This window comes from Variovorax stachyos, assembly GCF_051400855.1.
Lineage (GTDB): Bacteria > Pseudomonadota > Gammaproteobacteria > Burkholderiales > Burkholderiaceae_C > Variovorax.
On record NZ_JBLFFN010000001.1, the window covers coordinates 207,345 to 227,187 of the forward strand.

At 70.2% G+C, this 19,843-nt stretch carries 18 protein-coding genes; 8 read left to right on the top strand and 10 right to left on the bottom strand.

The genetic code is table 11. The features are described 5' to 3' along the window. Genes ACMGEZ_RS01030 through ACMGEZ_RS01065 form a run of 8 tightly spaced genes read left to right on the top strand, consistent with a single transcriptional unit; the run spans position 1 to position 7,007 of the window. Positions 1 to 822, top strand: a complete 822-nt coding sequence (locus ACMGEZ_RS01030) for an ABC transporter ATP-binding protein (protein WP_436820383.1) — start codon at positions 1 to 3, stop codon at positions 820 to 822. Between the two features lie 18 nt (positions 823 to 840). Then, a complete protein-coding gene (locus ACMGEZ_RS01035) occupies positions 841 to 1,635 on the top strand; it encodes an enoyl-CoA hydratase/isomerase family protein (protein WP_436820384.1) in 795 nt (264 codons plus the stop codon). A gap of 3 nt (positions 1,636 to 1,638) precedes the next feature. Continuing rightward, positions 1,639 to 2,805, top strand: coding sequence for a thiolase family protein (locus ACMGEZ_RS01040; protein WP_436820385.1), 1,167 nt, complete (start codon positions 1,639 to 1,641; stop codon positions 2,803 to 2,805). A 5-nt stretch (positions 2,806 to 2,810) separates the two neighbouring features. Continuing rightward, entirely contained in the window at positions 2,811 to 3,245 is a 435-nt protein-coding gene (locus tag ACMGEZ_RS01045) for a Zn-ribbon domain-containing OB-fold protein (RefSeq protein ID WP_436820386.1), read from the top strand. An 8-nt stretch (positions 3,246 to 3,253) separates the two neighbouring features. Further along, positions 3,254 to 4,798 (top strand): class I adenylate-forming enzyme family protein, encoded by a 1,545-nt coding sequence (locus ACMGEZ_RS01050; protein WP_436820387.1) that lies wholly within the window; start codon positions 3,254 to 3,256, stop codon positions 4,796 to 4,798. 14 nt (positions 4,799 to 4,812) lie between these two features. Beyond that, entirely contained in the window at positions 4,813 to 5,982 is a 1,170-nt protein-coding gene (locus ACMGEZ_RS01055; RefSeq protein ID WP_436820388.1) for an acyl-CoA dehydrogenase family protein, read from the top strand. Continuing rightward, entirely contained in the window at positions 5,979 to 6,575 is a 597-nt protein-coding gene (locus ACMGEZ_RS01060; RefSeq protein ID WP_436820389.1) for an acyl-CoA dehydrogenase family protein, read from the top strand. The genes ACMGEZ_RS01055 and ACMGEZ_RS01060 overlap by 4 nt, the downstream gene beginning before the upstream one ends. 3 nt (positions 6,576 to 6,578) lie before the next feature. Further along, a complete protein-coding gene (locus ACMGEZ_RS01065) occupies positions 6,579 to 7,007 on the top strand; it encodes an acyl-CoA dehydrogenase family protein (RefSeq protein ID WP_436820802.1) in 429 nt (142 codons plus the stop codon). Here ACMGEZ_RS01065 and ACMGEZ_RS01070 read toward each other — a convergent pair. Genes ACMGEZ_RS01070 through ACMGEZ_RS01115 form a run of 10 tightly spaced genes read right to left on the bottom strand, consistent with a single transcriptional unit; the run spans position 6,991 to position 19,805 of the window. Next, positions 6,991 to 8,673 (bottom strand): thiamine pyrophosphate-binding protein, encoded by a 1,683-nt coding sequence (locus tag ACMGEZ_RS01070; RefSeq protein WP_436820390.1) that lies wholly within the window; start codon positions 8,671 to 8,673, stop codon positions 6,991 to 6,993. The genes ACMGEZ_RS01065 and ACMGEZ_RS01070 overlap by 17 nt on opposite strands. After that, the gene (locus ACMGEZ_RS01075) at positions 8,670 to 9,887 is read right to left on the bottom strand and encodes an alpha-hydroxy acid oxidase (protein WP_436820391.1); all 1,218 of its coding nucleotides are present in this window, start codon (positions 9,885 to 9,887) and stop codon (positions 8,670 to 8,672) included. The genes ACMGEZ_RS01070 and ACMGEZ_RS01075 overlap by 4 nt, the downstream gene beginning before the upstream one ends. Positions 9,888 to 9,894: 7 nt before the next feature. Then, positions 9,895 to 10,701: an enoyl-CoA hydratase/isomerase family protein gene (locus ACMGEZ_RS01080; protein ID WP_436820392.1), complete on the bottom strand. Its 807-nt coding sequence runs from the start codon at positions 10,699 to 10,701 to the stop codon at positions 9,895 to 9,897. A 39-nt stretch (positions 10,702 to 10,740) separates the two neighbouring features. After that, on the bottom strand, positions 10,741 to 11,334 hold the full coding sequence (locus ACMGEZ_RS01085) for a UbiX family flavin prenyltransferase (protein ID WP_436820393.1): 594 nt from the start codon (positions 11,332 to 11,334) through the stop codon (positions 10,741 to 10,743). Then, positions 11,331 to 12,788: a UbiD family decarboxylase gene (locus tag ACMGEZ_RS01090; protein WP_436820394.1), complete on the bottom strand. Its 1,458-nt coding sequence runs from the start codon at positions 12,786 to 12,788 to the stop codon at positions 11,331 to 11,333. The genes ACMGEZ_RS01085 and ACMGEZ_RS01090 overlap by 4 nt, the downstream gene beginning before the upstream one ends. Before the next feature lie 24 nt (positions 12,789 to 12,812). Beyond that, positions 12,813 to 14,447, bottom strand: a complete 1,635-nt coding sequence (locus ACMGEZ_RS01095) for an AMP-binding protein (RefSeq protein WP_436820395.1) — start codon at positions 14,445 to 14,447, stop codon at positions 12,813 to 12,815. A 1-nt stretch (position 14,448) separates the two neighbouring features. Further along, entirely contained in the window at positions 14,449 to 14,973 is a 525-nt protein-coding gene (locus tag ACMGEZ_RS01100; protein WP_436820396.1) for a (2Fe-2S)-binding protein, read from the bottom strand. After that, the gene (locus tag ACMGEZ_RS01105) at positions 14,970 to 15,800 is read right to left on the bottom strand and encodes an FAD binding domain-containing protein (RefSeq protein ID WP_436820397.1); all 831 of its coding nucleotides are present in this window, start codon (positions 15,798 to 15,800) and stop codon (positions 14,970 to 14,972) included. Before ACMGEZ_RS01105 ends, ACMGEZ_RS01100 begins: the two co-directional genes overlap by 4 nt. Further along, positions 15,797 to 18,823, bottom strand: a complete 3,027-nt coding sequence (locus ACMGEZ_RS01110) for a xanthine dehydrogenase family protein molybdopterin-binding subunit (RefSeq protein ID WP_436820398.1) — start codon at positions 18,821 to 18,823, stop codon at positions 15,797 to 15,799. Before ACMGEZ_RS01110 ends, ACMGEZ_RS01105 begins: the two co-directional genes overlap by 4 nt. A 4-nt stretch (positions 18,824 to 18,827) precedes the next feature. Continuing rightward, positions 18,828 to 19,805, bottom strand: a complete 978-nt coding sequence (locus tag ACMGEZ_RS01115; RefSeq protein WP_436820399.1) for a tripartite tricarboxylate transporter substrate binding protein — start codon at positions 19,803 to 19,805, stop codon at positions 18,828 to 18,830. Positions 19,806 to 19,843: the final 38 nt, after the last annotated feature.

Sequence of the window (19,843 nt, forward strand, 5' to 3'; positions counted from 1 at the left end):
ATGACGACGACCTCCACATCCCTGATCGAGTTGCGCGACGTCAGCAAGCGCTTCGGCGACCATACGGCGATCGACCACCTGTCGATGGAAGTCCGCGAGGGCGAAACCGTGGCGTTGCTGGGCCAGACGGGCGCAGGCAAGAGCACCGTGATGTCGCTGCTCATGGGCACCACGTGCGCCGACGAGGGCACGGTGCGCGTCGCCGGCGCCGATCCTGCGCGTGATTTCGTCGCGCTGCGCGGCAAGCTGGCCGTCAGCTTCCAGACCGATCGACTGCTGCCCTGGCGCACGGCGCAGGAGAACGTCGAGCTCGGCCTGCTGCTGCTCGACCGGCCGAAGGCCGAGGCGCGCGAGCGGGCGGCCGAATGGCTGCGCCGCGTGAAGCTGGGCGACGCTGCCCACAAGTACCCCTCGGAGCTCTCGGGCGGCATGCGCCAGCGCGTGTCGCTGGCACGCGCCCTGGCGGTCGACCCGGCGCTGGTCCTGCTCGACGAATCCTTCAGCCAGCTCGACCATGTGACCTCGCAGACCCTGCGCCGCGACTTTGCCGAGATCGTGCGCGAGCAGCGAAAGACCTGTGTCTTTGTCACTCACCGCATCGAGGACGCGCTCGAAATCGCAGACCGCATCCTGGTGCTCGCCGCGCCGGCACGCGTCTGCCTCGAGCTGCCGGTGAGCGCCGCGCAGCGGCGGGACGCCAGCTGCATGGCGCAAATGCACCAGCAGATCGAGCGCGCCATCGGCGGCGAGGAACCCGATGCGCCGGCCGCGCAAGCGAACGGCGCATCGGCCCACCCCTTCACCACAACGACAGAGCACTAAGAGAAAGCGGAACTTCCCATGAGCTATCAGGACATCATCGCCGAGCAGGTGGAGGGCTGGCTGGAGATCACCATCCACCGGCCCGAGAAGCTGAACTCGCTGCGCGAGACCACCGCCGAGGAGATCCTCGACGCGATGGGTGAAGCGGAGTCGAAGCGAGAGATTGCCGCCGTCATCCTGAAGGGCAGCGACAAGGCCTTCTGCACCGGCATCGACACCAGCGAATTCAGCGTCGGCGACAACGAGTACTTCGACTTCTATCGCAAGCGCAAGCGCTCGCGCAAGGTCAACGAGCTGTTCCGAACGCTGCCGGGCTACACCAAGCCTGTCATCAGCGCCATCGAGGGCTTCGCGCTCGGCGGCGGCCTGGAGCTGGCGCTGGTCGGCGACATGATCGTCGCGGGCGCCAATGCCAGGTTCGGCCTGCCCGAAATCCGGCTGGGGCTGATGCCCGGCGGCGGTGGCACGCAGACGCTGCCGCGGCTCATCGGCCCGGCCCTGGCCAAGGAGCTGATGTGGACCGGGCGCCGCATCACTGCCGCCGAGGCGCGCGAGTACCGGCTGGTCAACCACGTGACCGAGGCCGGCCAGGCGGTCGACAAGGCCCGCGAGCTGGCCCGCACCATCGCCGGCAATGCGCCGCTGTCGGTCATGTTCACCAAGGCGGTCATCGACCGCGGCATGGACCTTCCGCTGGCCGAGGGCATGGCGGCGGAGGGCGACGTGTCCTTCATGCTGTACTTCACGAAGGACCGCCAGGAGGGCCTGGGCGCCTTCCGCGAGAAGCGCACACCCGCATTCCGAGGAGAGTAGGACATGAAGAAGAGAGACATCGTGATCGCCGGCTACGCCGAGACACCCATCGATTTCAAGACCGGGCGCAGTGCCTACGACCTGGCGGGCGAAGCGCTCGACCAGCTGCTGGAGCGCACCGGGATCGACAAGGCCGAGATCGACGGCCTCTCGGTGACGACGGCGCTGTCGGAGGCGCAGAACCCCTTCTTCGCTGTCTACATGACCGAGGCGCTGGGCATCACCCCGACCTGGCTCAACTACGGCGGCATCGGCGGCTGCTCGGCCACCGGCGGCGTGGCGCGCGCCATGTCGGCCATCCGCGACGGCATGTGCAAGCTGGCGGTGGTGATGTCGTCCGATGCGCCCAGCTCCGACTGGCGCTCCAGCTACGGCGCCTACCGCGGCGAGTTCCAGGATCCGCCCGGCGTGCAGGGCCCGCCCGCCACCTTCGGCCTGCTGATGAGCCGCTACGCGCACCAGTACGGACTCGACCCCGAGGCGCTCGGCAAGATCGCCATCACCCAGCGCGCCCATGCGCTGCACAACCCGAACGGCTACAAGAAGTTCCAGAAGGAGCTCACGATGGAGGAGTACCTCAAGTCGCGCGTCATCTCCGACCCGCTGCGGGTGCTCGACAGCGTGATGTTCTGCGACGGCGCCAACGCCTTCATCGTGACGACCGAGGAGAACGCGAAGCGCCTGGGCTTGGCGAAGATGGTGTACCCGGTCGCATACGGCGAGGTCACCAACTTCAACGGTGCCGACCCACTGGCCGACATCACGCGCTCGGGTTTCACGAAGATCGGCCCCGAGGTGCTGCGCAAGGCGGGACTGGCGCCCAGGGATGTGCGCATGTTCCAGCCCTACGACGATTTCACGATCGCCGTGATGATGCAGTTCGAGGCCTTCGGCTTCTGCGAACCCGGCGAAGGGTCCGCCTACACGCTGCGCACCGACCTGTCCTTCGACGGCGAGCTGCCGCTCAACACCGGCGGCGGGCAGATCTCGGCCGGACAGCCGGGGCTGGCCAGCGGCGGGCTCAACCTCGCCGAGGCCGTGCGCCAGATGTTCGGCGAAGGCGGCAGCCGCCAGGTGAAGGACCCGCGCAACGCGCTGGTCACGGGCATCGGCGTGATTCCTTACGGCCGCAACTGGGGGACCAGCTCGGCCATGGTCCTGGAGGTATGAAGAGCATGAACGACATCACGAACATCACCGGCACCGCGCCGGTACGCCCGATCCCGAAGCAGGGCGTCTACGTCGACAGCAAGCCTTTCTGGGACGGCATCGCGCAGGGCAAGCTGGTGCTGCAGTACTGCACCGTCGCCAGGCGCTTCCAGCACTACCCGAAGCCGGTCAGCGGCTTCACCGGGCGCCGCACGCTCGAGTGGCGCGAGGTCGCGGGCACCGGCACGATCTACGCATGCACCGTGGTGCGCATCCCGGGGCCCGGCGTCGAGGGGCGCATCCCGCTGTGCGTGGCAACCGTCGAGCTCGATGAGGGCGTGCGCATCATCGCCAACGTGCTGCGCTGCGCACCGGGCGATCTGGCGATCGGCCGGCGCGTGAAGCTGGCGGTGGACCAGCTCGCGCCCGGGCATCCGTACCCGGCCTTCGAGCTCGTCTAGGGGTCGCCATGCGTCTCGAACATTTCATGGCGGCGCACGCCCTGCGCAGGCCCGCCAAGCCGGCAGTGGTCGTCGGTGCGCAGACGTTGAGCTACGGCGAGCTGCTGTCGAGCTCGCGCTCGCTGGCCGCCGGCCTGCGCCGCGCGGGCGTGGTGCAGGGCGACCGCATCGTGGTCTATCTCCCCAACTGCGTGGAGTTCGTCCAGCTCATGTACGCCGCCTTTTCGCTCGGCGCCGTCGTGATCCCGGTGAACACCCGCAACACGCCGCGCGAACTGGTCTATTTCGCGCAGGACAGCCAGGCCCGCGTGCTGGTGTTCCATGCCGAAAGCGCGGTGGCCATCGACGCGCTCTCCGGGGACCTGCGCGGCATCCGCCGCGTGGCGGTCGGCGGCGAGGTGGCGGGCGCCGAATCGTTCGAGGCGCTGCGCACGCGCTCCGACGAGCGCCTGCCCGAGCTGGCGCTGTCGCCGGACGACGCCATGATCCTCTACACCTCGGGCACCACCGGCAAGCCCAAGGGAGCAATCCTGACGCATGCCAACTTCGTGATCGGCAATGCCTTCGTGAACGCGGTGGAGTGGGGCGTGACGGCGCACGACGTATTCCTGGTCACCACCCCGCTCGCGCACCGCACCGGGCTGGCGAGGCTGATGAACGCCATGTGCCTGGGCGCCAAGCTGGTGGTGTTGGAGCGCTTCGACGCGCAGACTGCCGTCGACACGATCGAGCGCGAGCAGGTGAGCGCCGCCGGCATGGTGCCGACGGTCGCCCGCATGCTGATGCCGGTGCTCGAGCAGCAGGCCGCGCGCTGCGCGAGCCTGCGCCACATCATCGTGACGGGCGAGGCCTTCCCGGTCGAGCTCAAGCGCCGCATGATCGGCTACCTGCCGAACGCGCGGCTGCATTCCTTCTTCGCGATGACCGAGGTCGGCTCGGTCACGGTGCTCGATCACGAAGAGCAGTTCACCCATCCGTCATCGGTCGGCCGCGTGACGCCCGGCGTGCAGGTGAAGCTGGTCGACGACACGGGGCAGCAGGTCTCGGTCGACGACGTGGGCGAGATCCTGGTGCGCTCGGGCGAGGCCGGGCGCTTCACGACCATGAGGGGCTACTTCGGCCGCCCGGAAGAGACGGGCGCAACCATCGTCGACGGTTGGGTCCACACCGGCGACATGGGGCGCTTCGATGCCGACGGCTACCTCTACATCGTCGACCGGAAGAAGGACATGGTGCTCAGCGGCGGCTTCAACATCTACACCAAGGAAGTGGAGCAGGTGCTGGTCGAGCATGCCGACGTGGCCGACGCGGCGGTGGTCGGCGTGCCTGACGAGATCTTCGGCGAGGCGGTGGCGGCCTTCATCGAGCGCCGGCCGGGCCGTGCGGTGGACGTGGAGGCGATCCAGGAACACGCCAAGTCGCGCATCGCGAGCTACAAGAAGCCCAAGCACGTGTTCTTCGTCGATGCACTGCCGCGAAACGGCGTTGGCAAGGTACTGAAGGGCGAACTGCGCGAGATGGCGCTGGTGCGCCTGCTGCAGCCGGTGAGCTGAGCGGGACCGATGCCATGCTGAGACCCGAATCGGCCGCGGACGCGGCCTTCCGCGCCGAAGTGCGTGGCTGGCTGGAAGCGCACACGCCCCCCGCGCTGCGTCACAGCACCTTCCGCCCGCTGCCGGCCGATGGCATGCCGTGGTACCGAGCCCTGTCAGAGCGCGGCTGGATCGCGCCGCACTGGCCGCGCTCGCACGGCGGCATGGGCGCCAGCCCGATCCGGCAGGTCATCCTGATGGAAGAAATGGCGCGTGCCGGCACGCCCGACTTTCCCACGCAGGGGTTGAACCACATCGGTCCGCTGCTCATCGCGCGCGGCACGCCGGCGCAACAGCAGCGCCATCTGCCGCCCATCCTCGCGGGCGCTGCGATCTGGTGTCAGGGTTACTCGGAGCCCGGCGCCGGGTCCGACCTCGCGAGCCTGCGCACCCGTGCTGAAGTGCGCGGCGACACGCTGGTCATCAACGGCCACAAGATCTGGACCACCTGGGGTCACCATGCCGACTGGATGTTCGCGCTGGTGCGCACCTCCGGCGCCGGCAAGCCGCAGCACGGCATCACCTTCGTGCTGATCGAGATGACCACGCCGGGCATACGCCGGCGGCCGATTCGCACCATCGCCGGCGACGAGGAATTCGCCGAGATCTTCTTCGACGACGTGCACGTGCCGTTGGACAACGTCGTGGGGGAGATCGACAAAGGCTGGGAGGTCGCCACCGCCGTGCTCCACGAGGAGCGTCTGCGCATCGGCTCGCCCGCGCAAGCATTGCGTGCTGCCGAGCGGCTGCGCATGATGCTGCGTCATGCGCCGGCCGGGAGCGTTCGCGAGAGCGTACGGGAGGCAGCCGCGCTGGCCGAGGTCGAGGTGGAGACGCTCGTGGCCGCCTACCTCGAGGCGGCCGAGGCCGCCGAGAATCCGCAGGCCGGCGGCGCCGTCGACAGCTCCTACCTGAAGCTGCTGGCGACCGACACGGTGCAGCATCTGCTCGATCTGGTGCGCGAGGTGGCGGGTCCGGCCGCCGCGCTGCGCGAGCCGGTGCGTGCAGGCGACGACCTGCTGGACGCGAGCGAGATGTTCCTGCAGGCGCGCCGACTGGGCATCTACGGCGGCAGCAGCGAGGTGCAGCGCAACATCATCGCCACGCGGGTGCTCGGACTCCCGGCCGCGGGAAGCAAGCCATGAGCGCGGAGCACATCGCGCAGCTGCGCATGATCGGCGAGAGCGCCGCCGCCTTCGCGGCCGCCCACGGCGGCAGCGCCCGTGCGCGCCGCGTGCATGAGGGCGCTTCGGCGTGGGACGCGGCGACGTGGAAGGCCATCGCCGGACTGGGCTGGACCGGCATCGCCGTGCCCGAGCACAAGGACGGCCTGGGCCTCGGCGCGCCAGCGCTGGCGGTGGTGTCGGAGCAGGCGGGGCGCGCCTTGATGACGGCTCCGCTCACCATGGGCATCGCGGCCGCCTGTGTGCTCGCGCACGGCGCGTCCCCGGCCGGCGAGGCGCTGGGCGCGCTGCTGGCCGGCGACGCGCACGTCGTGCTGGCCGAGGGCATTGCCGCCGATGGCGATGGCACCGTCCATGCATCGCTGGTGCCCGAAGGCGAGGCCGCGTCGGCATGGCTGGTGGCGACCGGTGAGGGCGAGGCCTTTGGCGCACGGGTCGTCCATGTCGACGCCCCGGGCGCCGTGCGCAGCGATCGCGCGGCGGTCGACGGCAGCCGGCTCGCCGGTGCCGCCATCGAGCATTCGGTGTGGGTCGACGCGCCGCGCGTGCTGTAGGGCCTGGCGGGAGAGGCGGCCTGGAAGCAGGGGCGCAACCTTCAGCGCCTCGGCGACGCGGCCTACCTGTGCGGGCTGATGGACGCGGCGCTGCAGCTCGCGCTCGACTACATGCGGCTGCGCCGGCAGTTCGGCGTGCCCATCGGCAGCTTCCAGGCGCTGCAGCATCGCGCGAGCGCCGCTCATGTCGACGCGTCCGCCACCCGCGCGCTGGTGCACGAGGCGGCGCGCGCCTTCGGCAGCGTGCGTGAAACCTGGGCCGCGGCCGCCAGCGTACATCGTGCCGCCGCGGCGGCGCTGCGCGTCGCGAAGGAAGTCGTCCAGTTCCATGGCGCCGTCGGCTTTGCCGACGAGCATGATGCGGGGCTCTACCTGCGGCGGGCGATGACGGTCGGCGCGCGGCATGCCGGCGTGCTCACGAAGCCGGTCTAGTCCGAAGCATCGACACCGTCAGCGTCGGCGACAAGGCCTCCGGACTCACCTGCAGCTCGATCAAGGCCGGCTTGCCGGCCTCACGGGCGCGCTCCAGCGCGGCGGGGAAGTCGCGCGTGTGCCTGACCGTCTCGCCGTGCGCGCCGTAGGAGCGCGCCAGCATGGCGAAGTCGGGGTTGCCCAGCGCGGTGCCCCACACGTTGCCGGGATAGTGCCGCTCCTGGTGCATCCGGATGCTGCCGTACATGCCGTTGTTGACGACGATGACGATCACGTTCAGGCCGTACTGCACGGCGGTGGCAAGTTCCTGGCCGTTCATCAGGAAGCAGCCGTCGCCTGCGAAGCACAGCGCCGTGCGCTGCGGATGCACGAGCTTCGCCGCGAGGGCTGCGGGCAGGCCATAGCCCATGGTGCCGCTGGTGGGCGCGAGCTGCGTACGCATCCCGCGGTAGCGCCAGAAGCGCTGCACCCACAGCGTGTAGTTGCCCGCGCCGTTGCTGACGATGGTGTCGGGCGGCAGCGTCTCGCGCAGGTGGACCATGACCGCGCCCAGGTCGACATCGCCGGACATGGCGGCTGGCGGCCGGATGTGATCGAGCTGGTCGGCGCGCGCGGCGCGGGTCCAGGCGCTCCAGCGCGCAGGACCCACAGGCTTCAGCGCGCGTGCGGCGCGTGCGAAGGCCGGCATCGAGGCATTCACCGGCACCTCGGCGCGGTAGACATGCCCGAGCTCTTCCGGATCGGCGTGCACGTGCACCAGCCGCTGCGCCGGGTGCGGCACGCCGAGCAACGTGTAGCCCTGTGTCGTGGTCTCGCCGAGGCGTGCGCCGACCGCGATGACCAGGTCGGCGTCCCGCACGCGCTGCGCGATGCGCGGATCCATGCCCAGGCCGGCCTCGCCGATGTAGTGGTCGTCGTGGTTGTCGATCAGGTCCTGTCGGCGGAAGGCGCAGGCGACCGGCAGGTCGAAGTTCGCTGCGAAGGCGGTGATGTCGGCACTGGCCTCGCGCGTCCATCCGCCGCCGCCCAGCACGAGCAGCGGTCGTTCGGCGCGCTGCAGTTCGGCGGCCAGGCCGTCCATGGCCTCCTGTGTCGGCGCCGAGGCGCTGCGCCGGTAGCGCGGCGCGTCCGCCACGGAAACCAGGTCCGTCAGCATGTCCTCGGGCAGCGCGAGCACCACGGGCCCGGGCCGGCCCGAGGTCGCGACGTGGAACGCGCGGCTGATGAACTCGGGCAGGCGCCGCGCGTCATCGATCTGGTCGACCCACTTCGCGATGTGGCCGAACATGTGGCGGTAGTCGATCTCCTGCCACGCCTCCCGGCCCATCGCGTCGCGGCCGACCTGGCCGATGAAGACGATCAGCGGCGTGGAATCCTGCCGCGCCGTGTGGACGGCGATGCTCGCATTGGTCGAGCCCGGACCGCGCGTGACGAAGCAGATGCCGGGCTCGCCGGTCAGCTTGCCGTGCGCCTCCGCCATGTGGGCTGCGCCGCCTTCCTGCCGGCAGACGATCAAGCGGATCGCCTCGCGCGCGTGGTACAGCGCATCGAGCACCGCCAGGAAGCTCTCGCCGGGCACGCAATAGGCGGTGTCGGTGCCGTGGAGACGCAGCGCGTCGACCAGGATCTGGCCCCCGGTGCGTGCGGGAATGGGTGGGGATGTCATGGCGAGGTGGCGGGCAGGAAGGATGGAACAGGAGAGGGGCAGGGCACGCCGTGGCGCGGCAGGTGGCCGTCGCGCAGCAACCAGTCGGGGCCGAGCTGCCGCACGTCGGGGCAGCCGAGCAATGCCTGGTCGACGTCGATCTCGCGCCGCAGCAGCGCCAGCGCATGCGCCGCGCCGGCCTCGCCGCCGAACGCGAGGCCGTACATCGCGGGCCGGCCGATGAACACGGCATGCGCGCCCAGCGCCAGGGCCTTGAGCACGTCGGTGCCGCGGCGTACGCCGCCGTCGAGCAGCAGCGTCAGCGCCGGCGCAGCGGCGGCAATCGCCGGCAGCACGTCGAGCGGTGCGACGGCGCCGTCGAGCTGGCGTCCGCCGTGGTTCGACACGAAGATGCCGTCGGCGCCGATCTGCTGTGCGGAACGCGCGTCCTCGGGCCGCAGGATGCCCTTGATGACCAGCCGGCCCGGCCAGCGGTCGCGGATGCGGGCTACCTCGTCCCAGGTCATGGCGGCGCGGCCCGCGCGGTGATCGCCCTTGGCAGCCGTGATGATGCGGCCGCCGCGCGCCGCGGTGAAGTTCTCGAAGTGCGGAATGCCCTGCTTCAAGACCGTGCGCGCGAAGGTCTCGACCATCCAGCGCGGCCGCATCAGGCCGCCGGCCATGAGGCGTGGCGTGAAGCGCAGCGGAATGCTGAAGCCGTTGCGCAGCTCGTTCTCGCGCACCGACGCGATCTGCACGTCGACGGTGATCACCAGCACGCCGACCTCGGCTGCCTTCAGCCGCTCGAGCAGCGGGTCGATCACCGCATGCTGCGCCGGCAGGTAGGCCTGGTACCAGGTGCCCGGGGCCTCGCGCATCACGCGCTCCAGCGGGGTGGTCGACGCGGCGCTCAGCACCGAAGGCACCTGGGCCCGTGCCGCGGCGCGCGCCAGCGCCACGTCGCCATCGAAGCAGCACAGGCCCGACACGCCCATCGGCGCGATGCCGACCGGCGATGCGTAGGTCGTGCCGAACAGCGCGATGGCCTGCGAGCGCTTCGACACGTCGACCAGCGGCCGCGTGAGAAAGCGCCAGCGCCCGAAGGCCGCGCGATTGCCGTCGAGCGAAGCGTGGTCCTCGGAGCCGCCGCTGACGTAGCCGTGGATGCTCGGCGGCAGCCGGCGCCGCGCACCCTTCGCCAGGTCGTCGATGGAGAGTGCGCGTTCGGGCCGCATCCGCCGCTCAGCTTCCCGTGAAGCTGGGGTTGCGCTTGCCGTGGAAGGCTTCGACGCCCTCGCGGAAATCATCGGAGCTGCGCAGGCGGCTGTAGCAGTGGCCCTCCAGCTCGATGGCCACGGCGAGGGTCGAGTCCTCCGTGTCGTTGAGCAGCTTCTTGGCGGTGCGCTGCGCAAGCGGCGAGAAGCTGCGCAGCTCGTCGACCAGGCGGTCGGTTGCCGCCTCGAGCTCGGCGTCGGCCACGCACTCGGTGGCCACGCCCCATTCGCAGGCCTGCGGGCCGGGAATGCGGCGCGAGCGCATCACGATGTCCTTGGTGCGCGTGATGCCGACCATCTTCTGCAGTCGGGCGGAGCCGCCCGAGCCGGGAATCTGTCCCAGCTTCTGTTCGGGCAGCGCGTAGCGCGTGGTTTCGGTAGCGATGCGGAAGTCGCAGGCCAGCGAGAGCTCGAAGCCCACGCCGAAGCAGTAGCCGCGATTGGCCGCGATCACCGGCTTGCTGCAGCGCGCCGGCGCCGCGATGTTCCAGGCCAGCTTCGACACATGCTCGGGCGAGGCTTCGAGAAAGCCCTTGATGTCGCCGCCGCTCGAGAAGTGTTCGCCCTCGGCGCGCAGCACGATCACGCGCACGGCGGGGTTCTCGTCGAGGGACTCGAACACCAGGCGCAGCTGGTCGCGCTGGGCCATGGAGATGATGTTGTAGGGCGGGCGCTGCAGCACGATGTCGGCGCGCTCGCGCAACGGGTCGATCTCGACGCGGAATCCGTCGAGTTTTTCGAGCAGGGTATGGGCGGGGTGGGCGAGTACGGTCATGGGGATCCTCGGGGGATGAAGATGAAGAAAAAGAAGGGCTCAGGCGACAAAGGTCGGGCGCTGCAGCCCTTCCCAGCGGCGCACGAGGTCGTGGTGCTCGATGTCGAACAGGTCGAGCACGCGGCCCACGGTGTGGTCGACCATGTCCTCGATGGAGTTCGGCCGTGCATAGAAGGCGGGCACCGGCGGGAACACGATGCCGCCCATCTCGGTCACGGCCGTCATGTTGCGCAGGTGGGCCAGGTTGAAGGGTGTCTCGCGCGCCATCAGCACGAGGCGGCGGCGCTCCTTGAGCACCACGTCGGCGGCGCGGCTGATCAGGTTGTCGGCCAGGCCGTGGGCCACGCCGGCCAGGGTCTTCATCGAACAGGGCGCGATCACCATGCCGGCGGTGCGGAACGAGCCGCTGGAGACGGCTGCGCCGATGTCCTTGACGTTGTGCACGACGTCGGCCAGGGCCTCGATGTCCGCGCGCTTCAGGTCGATCTCCTGCGATGCAGTGAGCGCCCCGGAAGCCGACATGACCAGGTGGGTCTCCCAGTCGGGCATGGCCCGCAGCAGCTGCAGCAGGCGCACGCCGTAGATGGTGCCGCTCGCGCCGGTGATGGCGACGATGAGCCGTTGCCTGCTCACTGCGCGGCTCCCGCCAGGAAGTCGATGCGCGTGCGCGTGTCGATCTCCGTGGCCAGGTCGATGTCGCTCTCGCCCGGCACGCGCACCTTGGTGAACACGTGCTCGTGATAGACGACCGGCCGGGTCGCGTCCAGGCCCATCTTGGCGCTCAGGCCCTGCAGGTGCGGCGCAGGAGGCGTGCCGTCGGTGAAGTGCTGGCCGACGGTCGTCGACGGGTCGAGCACCGAGCCCTGGGCACCGGGGATCACGATCAGGTCGCGGTCGGCCTGGAAGCGCGTGGCCACCGCCCATTCGACCTGCTGCGGATCGTGCACCTGCACGTCGTCGTCGACCACGATGACCTGCTTGATGTCGTAGTGCGCGCCGAAGGCCGCGCAGATCACGTTCTTGGGCTGGCCCTCGTGCGTCTTGCTGATCTTGACGTAGAGGTGGTAGCGTCCGACGCCGCCGATGGCGAGGTGGACGTCCAGCACGTTGGGAAAGCTGCGCTGCAGGTGCGCCAGCAGCGTGGCCTCGCGCGGTATCGATCCGAGCAGCAGGTGCTCCATCTCGGCCGGCACGATGGTGTGATAGATCGGGTCGCGCCGGTGCGTGACGGCGTCGACCTGGATCACCTCGCGGTGCTCGCGCGCGCTGTAGTACTTGGGGAATTCGCCGAAGGGACCTTCGGGCTCCTTGACGCCGGGCAGGATGCGGCCCTCGATCACGATCTCGCTGTCGGCCGGCACGCGCACCTCGTTGGTCAGGCACTTCGCGACCTTCAGCGGCGCGCCGTGCAGCGCTCCGGCGATCTCGAGCTCGTCGCAATCGATCGGCGCGATGGCCTGCGAGGCCAGCAGCGTCAGCGGGTCGATGCCGATCACCACCGCCACCTCGAGCGCCTCGTCGCGCGCCTCGGCCGCCTTGTAGAAGGCCCACAGGTGGCGCGGCAGCATCAGGATCGCCATGCGATCCTTCGAATGCACCTGGATGCGGTTTATCGACACGTTCTGCACGCCGGTCTCCGGATTGCGCGCGATGACCAGACCGGCCGTGATGTACGGGCCGTTGTCGTGCTCGCTGTGCGTGGGCACCGGCAGCACCTCGCGCACGTCGCGCTCGCGGTGCACGACCTGCTGGCAGCGTGCTTCGCCTTTCGGCACCTCCCGCCAGGCGATCGGATGCTCCGCGGCATCGCGGAAACGCTGCAGCAGCTCGGACTCGGGCACGCCCATGGCCTCGGCGATCCAGGCGCGGCGCGACATGAAGCCCGACACCACCGCAACGGCGTGGCCGCCGGGTTTGGGGAAGTACGCGGCCTGCCGACCGTCGAGCCGCTTGGCGATGGCCGCCAGTGTGTGTTCGAGCGGCGTGCCTTCGCGGATGACGGCGACGCGATCGCTGTCGCTCAGGTGGGCGAGCCAGCGTCGCAGGTCGGTGAAGGGGCCGGTGGCCGAGGCCGTGGCGAGGGTCATTGCAGGACTCCGTTTGAACTGGTGTCAGGTCGGCCGCGAATCCGGCTTGCCCGGGCCGCTGGCCGTGGCCGTTGGAAGGGGACCGGCAGCCAGGGGGCGAGCCTGCGGGTCTGCTTCGTATTCGCCCGCGACGAGCTTGCGGCGCAGGATCTTGCCGACGGGCGATTTGGGGATCTCCGCGACGAACACGTACTCGCGTGGACGCTTGAAATTGGGCAGGTCGGAGCTGCGGCAGTGGGCGTCGAGAGCCTGCGCGTCGAGGCCGGCCTCGGCGCCGTTGCGCGTGACGAAGGCCACCACGCGCTGGCCCCAGCGCTCGTCCGAGAGGCCGGCCACCGCGACCTCGCCGACGCCGGGGCACAGCGAGATCACCGACTCGATGTCCACCGGCGAGATGTTCTCGCCGCCGCTAATGATCATGTCGTCGACCCGGCCGGTGACGTAGAGGTCGCCGTCCTCGTCGAAATACCCGATGTCGCCCGTGTAGTACCAGCCGTCGCGCAATGCCTTGGCGTCGGCGTCCGGCCGGTTCCAGTAGCCCTCGAAGGCTTCGTCGCCGCGCAGGTCCGCGATGATCTGGCCCTCCTCGCCAGGCGCCACGCGGTCTTCGGCGTGCGCCGCATCGAGCCGGACGATGCGCAGCCGTGTGTTGAGGCCCGCGCGGCCTGCGCTGCCCGGCTTCTTCGTCGCGTCCTGGTCGATCGAGACGGTGTAGACCTCCGACGAGCCATAGTGGTTGACGAACAGTTCGGGTGCGAAGGCGCGCCTCAGGCGCTGCAGCAGCGCGTCATGCATCGGCGCGCCGGCGAAGCCGAGCTTGGTCACCGATGCGATGTCGGCGCCCGGCCCATCGCCGCCGTCGCTGCGCTCGCGCTGCGCCAGCATGTCGTGATAGAGCGTCGGCACCAGGTACAGGCAGCTGATGCGTTCGCGCGCAATCAGCGCCAGCGCGCCCTGCGTGTCGAAGCGCGGCATGCAGACGAAGGTGCCGTCGACGAGCGCCATCGCAAGCAGCGAACGCACCCCCATCGTGTGATAGAGCGGCATGACGCCGAGCGTGCGCTCGCCGCGGCGATACAGGTTCTGCGCGACATGCGCCAGGGCGGCGGCGCGCTCCTGGCGGTGGCGGCGTGGCACCCCCTTGGGTTTGCCGGTGGTGCCCGAGGTGTAGAGCATCAGCGACACGTCTTGCGCCTCGGCGCTGCTCTCGAGGGCTGCGGGCTCGCCGGCCAGAAGGTCGTTCCAGGTCGTCGTCGCATCGCGGCCCTCGAGCGTGCCTACGCCGATGCGCGGCAGGCTGCGCGCGCCGATGCTGTACTGCGTGGCCGCTTCGCTGGCCGCCTCGAAGAACAGCGCCTTTGCGCCGGCGTCCGCCAGGCAGTAGTCGATCTCCTCCGGCTTGGCGCGCCAGTTGAGCGGCACGATCACCACGCCGACGAACTGGCAGGCCCAGTGCAGCGTGGCCGCCTCATGGCGGTTCTGCAGCACCGACAGCAGCCGGTCGCCGCGTGCGAGGCCCAGCCGGGTCAGGCCCGCAGCGGCGCGCGCCACCTGGCCGTGCCATTGCGCGTAGGTGAGGCGGACGCCGTCGTCCACCAGCGCCAGCGCGTGCGGACTGCGCTCCACGCTTTGAAGGAATGTGGTTCCAAGATCGAGCATGTCAGTTTTCCGTGGAGGAGAGGGCAGTGGCCGGTGCGCGGCGCAGCGCCGCCGTTTCCATCACCGCCTGGACGATCGGCGTGTAGCCGGTGCAGCGGCAGAGATGACCGGAGAGCATGTCGCGCACCTCGGCTTCGCTGGGATCGGGGCGGCGGCGCAGGTAGTCGTCGCAGGACATCAGGATGCCGGCGGTGCAGAAGCCGCACTGCAGTGCGTGGTGCCGACGGAACGCTTCCTGCAGGTCCGACATCGGGCCGTCGGCGTCGCACAGCCCCTCGACCGTCGCGACATGCCGCCCGTCGGCCTGCACTGCGAGCGTCATGCAGGAGCGCCCGGCCACGCCGTCGATCTGCACCGTGCAGGCGCCGCAGACGCCGTGTTCGCAGCCCACATGCGTGCCGGTGGCGCCGAGGCCTTCGCGCAGGAAGTCCGACAGCAGCATGCGAGGCGTGCAGGGCGCGCTGCGCGGCGTGCCGTTGAGTTGCAGCCGCACCGTGTGCAGGCTGTCGCGGCCGATCTGTTTCATGCAGTTTTCTCCATGACACGGGCGAGCACCTGCGCGCCGAGGCGGCGCACCAGGTGGCGGCGGAAGGTGGCGCTCGCGTGCGCGTCGTCCTGCGCTTCCAGCTCCCAGGCGAAATCGTTGAGAGCAAGCTCGAGCTCGGCGCCGCGCAGGTCCGCGGGCCATTGCGCGAGGCGTGGCCGATCGGCCACGCCGCCGACTGCGAGCCGCAGGCCGCGTGCATCGGCCACCGCGGCCGCCGAGACGATGGCGAAGTCGCCATGCCGCGCCGAGAACTCGGTGAACGCGCTGCGCTGGCCAGCGGCGGCGAGCGGAAAACGCACTTCCTCGAGCAGTTCGTCGGGTGCGCGTGCCGTCATCAGCATGCCCTGGAAGAAGTCGGCCGCCGGCAGCGTGCGGCGCTTCGATGCGCTGCGCAGCACCACCTCGCCGCCGAGCGCCAGCAGCACCAGCGGAATCTCCGCGCTCGGGTCGGCATGCGCGACCGAGCCGCAGACGGTGCCGCGGTTGCGAACCTGGAAGTGCGAGATGAACGGGAAGGCCTGCGCGAGCAGCGGCACTTCCTGCGCCAGCGTCTTGCGCCATTCGACGCTGCCCTGCGTGGCGGCAGCACCGACGGCCAGCATGCCGCCTCCGGTGCGCACGTAGCCGAGGTCGCCGGTGCGCGAGATGTCGATCAGCGCGCTGGGCTGCGCGAGCCGCATGTTGAGCACTGCCATCAGCGATTGCCCGCCGGCGAGGATGCGTGCATCGGCGCCCAGTGCGCGCAGCTGCTGCACGGCTTCTTCGGACGTCTCGGCGCGCACGTAATCGAAAGCGGCCGGCTTCACCTGGCACCCCCGAGGCGCCGCAGCAGGCGACGCCACCACGAGCTCGACGCCCCCGCGTCTGCCGTGCCGCCCGGGCTGCCGGCCTGCCGGCCGAGCTGCTCGAACAGCTGCTTGAGCACGATCTTGGCCGCGCCTTCGAGCATGCGTCCGCCGACCGCCGCGACCTTGCCCGAGACCTCGGCCTCGTAGTCGTAGCGCAGCAGCGTGCCGCCGCCCCTGGATTCCAGCGACACCAGGCCGCTGCCGCTGGCCGCGCCGACGCTCGACAGACCCGAGCCTGCGAGCCGCAGGCGGTGCGGTGCCTCGATCTCGCTGAGCGCGACCTCGGCCGCATAGCGCGCCTTGATCATGCCGATGCCTACCGTGACGTCGGCGCGGTAACGGTTCGGGTCGATCGACTCCAGCGCATTGCAGCCGGGAATGACGCGGGCCAGCGCGACCGGATCGAGCAGCACCGTGAAGACCGCCTCGGGCGTGGCGGGCAGCCATATTTCGCCCCGCGCCGACAGCGCCTTGCCCTTGCCGCCCTTCGCGGCAGCAGCGCGCGGGTCCGATGCCGGCAGCGCCGCGGCCTTGCTGCCGCGCGACGGTGCCGGGTCGTCCATGCCGATCAGCGCCATCACGCGCGAGGGCGTGAGCGGCAGTGCGATGTCGGCACGTCCCAGGGCGTCGGCCACCGCGTTGGCGATGCAAGGCGGTGTGCTCATGTTGTTGCCTTCGCCGAGGCCCTTGGCGCCCAGCGGTGTAAAGGGGCTGGGGGTTTCGAGATGGAGGATGACCGGGTCCGGCACCTCGCAGGTGGTCGGCACCAGGTAGTCGGCGAAGGTGCCCGACTGGAAGCTGCCATCGGCGCCGTAGCGGAACTCTTCCATCAGCGCCGCGCCGAGACCCTGCGCGAAGGCGCCGCGGATCTGGCCGTCGGCCAGCGCGGGATTGAGCAGGGTGCCGGCATCGTGGGTCGTGACATAGCGGTCGATGCGCACGCGGCCGGTGTCGCGGTCGATCTCCACCGCGCAGATGTCGAAGGCGAAGCCGTAGGCAGCCGAGGTGTTGACGCGGTCCTGGTCGTCCGGCGCGGTGAGTTGCGGCGGCGTCCAGAACACCGTCTCGCGCAGGCCGGGGTCGGTGCCGGCAGGCAGCAGGCCCGGTGCCCAGTGCGGACTGGCGGCGAAGCGGGCGAAAGGCAGGCTGCGCTCCGGTGCATGGGCGGCGTACACCAGGCCGTCGGTGAACACGACATCCGCCGTGGCGCAGCCGAGCGCAGGCGCCGCGATGCCGGCCAGCTTGTCGCGCAGCCGCATGCAGGCCAAATGCAGGGTGCCGGCCACGGCGCCGGCGAAGCGGCTCGAGTAGTTGCCCGCCGCCACCGACCAGGCATCCTTCTGCGTGTCGAACTCGACGTTGACCGAGACGTCCGACGGCTCGACGCCGAACACGTCGGCCACGATCTGCGCGCACACCGTTCGATGGCCCTGGCCGGCCGGCGACGAGGCGATGACCACGCCGAGCCCGCCGAGCGGGTCGATGCCCACGGTGGCGGCAGCGATGGCGCCGTTCTTCGGACCGGTCCTGACGCGCTGCTCGTGGGGCATCACCGTGGTGATGTAGCCCATGTTCGACACCGAGGGCTCGACGATCGCGGAGAAGCCGATGCCGTAGAGCCGGCCCTCGGCGCGCGCCGCTTTCTGGCGCCGGCGCAGCTCGGCCAGGCCGCCGTCGCGCACCGCCAGCGCCAGCGCCGCGTGGTAGTCGCCGGAGTCGATCAGCGCGCCGGCCGCGGCGCGGTACGGGAAGGCATCGCGCGCGATGAAGTTGCGGCGGTACACGTCGAGCGGATCGAGGCCCAGCTCGACCGCGATGCGCTGCACCAGCCGCTCGAGCGCGAAGTACACCTGCGGTCCGCCGAAGCCGCGCACCAGGCCGCTCGGCGTCTTGTTGGTCAGCACCACGCGGTTGCGCACGCGCAGGTTCTCGATGGCGTAGGCGCCGGTCAGGCAGCCGTGCATGCGATAGAAGGTGGCCGGCTCGGGTGCGCGCAGGTAGCCGCCGCAATCGTCGAACTGGTCGAGCGACAGCGCCGTGATGCGGCCGTCGGCTTCGACCGCGGCCTCGGCATGGCACAGCCGGCCGGTGGCGGAGGTGGCGGCGCTCAGGTGCTCGAGCCGGTCCTCCACCCACTTCACCGGCGCGCCGGCCTTGCGCGCGGCCAGGCACATCAGCACGGCCGGCGCCATCACCGCCTGCTTGACGCCGAAGCTGCCGCCCGAGTCCGCGAAGGTGCGATGCCGCAGCCGGTTGCCGGGCACCTTGAGCGCCATCGCCATGACCGTGTGCAGCGAGAACGGGCCCATGAAGTTGGACTGGATGTCGTAGCCGTCCTGCTCCGACAGGAATTCGGCGATGACCACGGCGGTCTCGATCGGGGTGCAGGAGTTGCGCGGATAGCGCACGGTGAGCGTCACGCGGCGCGGCGCGGCGGCGAATGCCGCGTCCGGATCGCCATAGCAGAAGCGGCGGTCGCTCACCACGTTGCTGCCGACGCGCTCGTGCAGCACGGGCGCGCCCTCGGCCGCGGCCGCTTCGATGTCGACCACCGCCGGCAGTTGCTCGTAGTCGGCTTCGAGCAGTTCGACCGCGTCCTCGGCGAGATAGCGGCTCTCGGCCACGACCACCGCGACCGGCTCGCCGGCATAGCGGACCTTGTCCACAGCCAGCGCCCACAGTTCCATCGGCTGCTTGACGCCGACGATGAAGGGCTTGGACCAGCGCCGAACGTCGGCACCCGTCAATACCGCGCGCACCCCTGGCAAGGCTTCGGCACGCGACGTGCGCACCGCCAGCAGCCGGGCATGTGCATGCGGCGAGCGCAGCACCGCGGCATGCAGCGTGTCGCTGCGCACGGGCGCATCGTCGCCATAGCGGCCGCGGCCGGTGAGCAGCGCGCGGTCTTCGACGCGCTGAGCCGGTCGGCCGAGATGGGGACGCGCGGGCGCGTCGACGAGGGGAGGCACAGGCATCAGCATCGGATCACTCGGCCTTGATGCCGGCTTTCTGGATCACGGGCGCCCATTTGGCGTCCTGCGCGGCGAAGAACCTGTCGAAGTCCGACATCGAACCGCCCAGCACCTCCACGCCCTGCGCCGCGAAGATCGCCTTCACATCGTCGGACCTGAGCGCCTTCTGCAGTTCGGCGTTGAGCTTCTCGAGGATCGGCCTGGGCGTGCCCTTGGGCGCGGCGAGGCCGTACCACACCGCCACGTCGAAGCCGGGGTAGCCCTGCTCCGCCACTGTCGGCACGTCGGGTACGGCAGCCAGGCGCTTCGGCGTGGTCACGGCCAGCGCGCGCATCTTGCCGGCCTTCACGTGGGGCAGGGCGTTGGGCAGGTTGTCGAACATCACGTCGACCTGCCCGCCGAGCAGGTCGGTCACCATCGGCGCGCTGCCCTTGTAGGGAATCTGGTTCATGTCCGTGCCGGTCACGCTCTTGAAATACTCCATCGCGAGATGCAGCGACGTGCCGTTGCCGGCGGAGGCGTAGTTGAGCTTCCCGGGGTTGGCCTTGGCCGTGGCGATGAGGTCTGCCATCGACTTGATGGGCGACTCGGCGCGCACCAGCAGCAGGTTGGGTGTCTGCCCGCCGAGGATGACCGGCGCGAAGTCCTTCTTCGTGTCGTAGGGCAGCTTGGGATAGATGTATTGGTTCACCACCAGCGGGAAGCCGACCACCACCAGGGTATGGCCGTCGGGCGCCGCCTTGGCGCCGGCGTCCGTGCCGAGCACGGTGCCGGCACCGGGTCGGTTGTCGACCACCGCCGGCTGGCCCCAGGCCTCCTGCAGCTTGCGCGCGAACACGCGCGCCATCGTGTCGTTGAAGCCCCCCGGCGTGTACGGAACGACGATGCGGATCGGCTTGTCGGGATAGCTGCCGGGCTGGGCCTGCACCGCAGGCAGCGCGAGCGCCAGCGCGGTGGCAGCGAGGCAGTGGAGGAAGGTCTTCCTGTGCATGGTGTCTCCGTTCGTTGTAGGGATGCGGCGTGCGGATC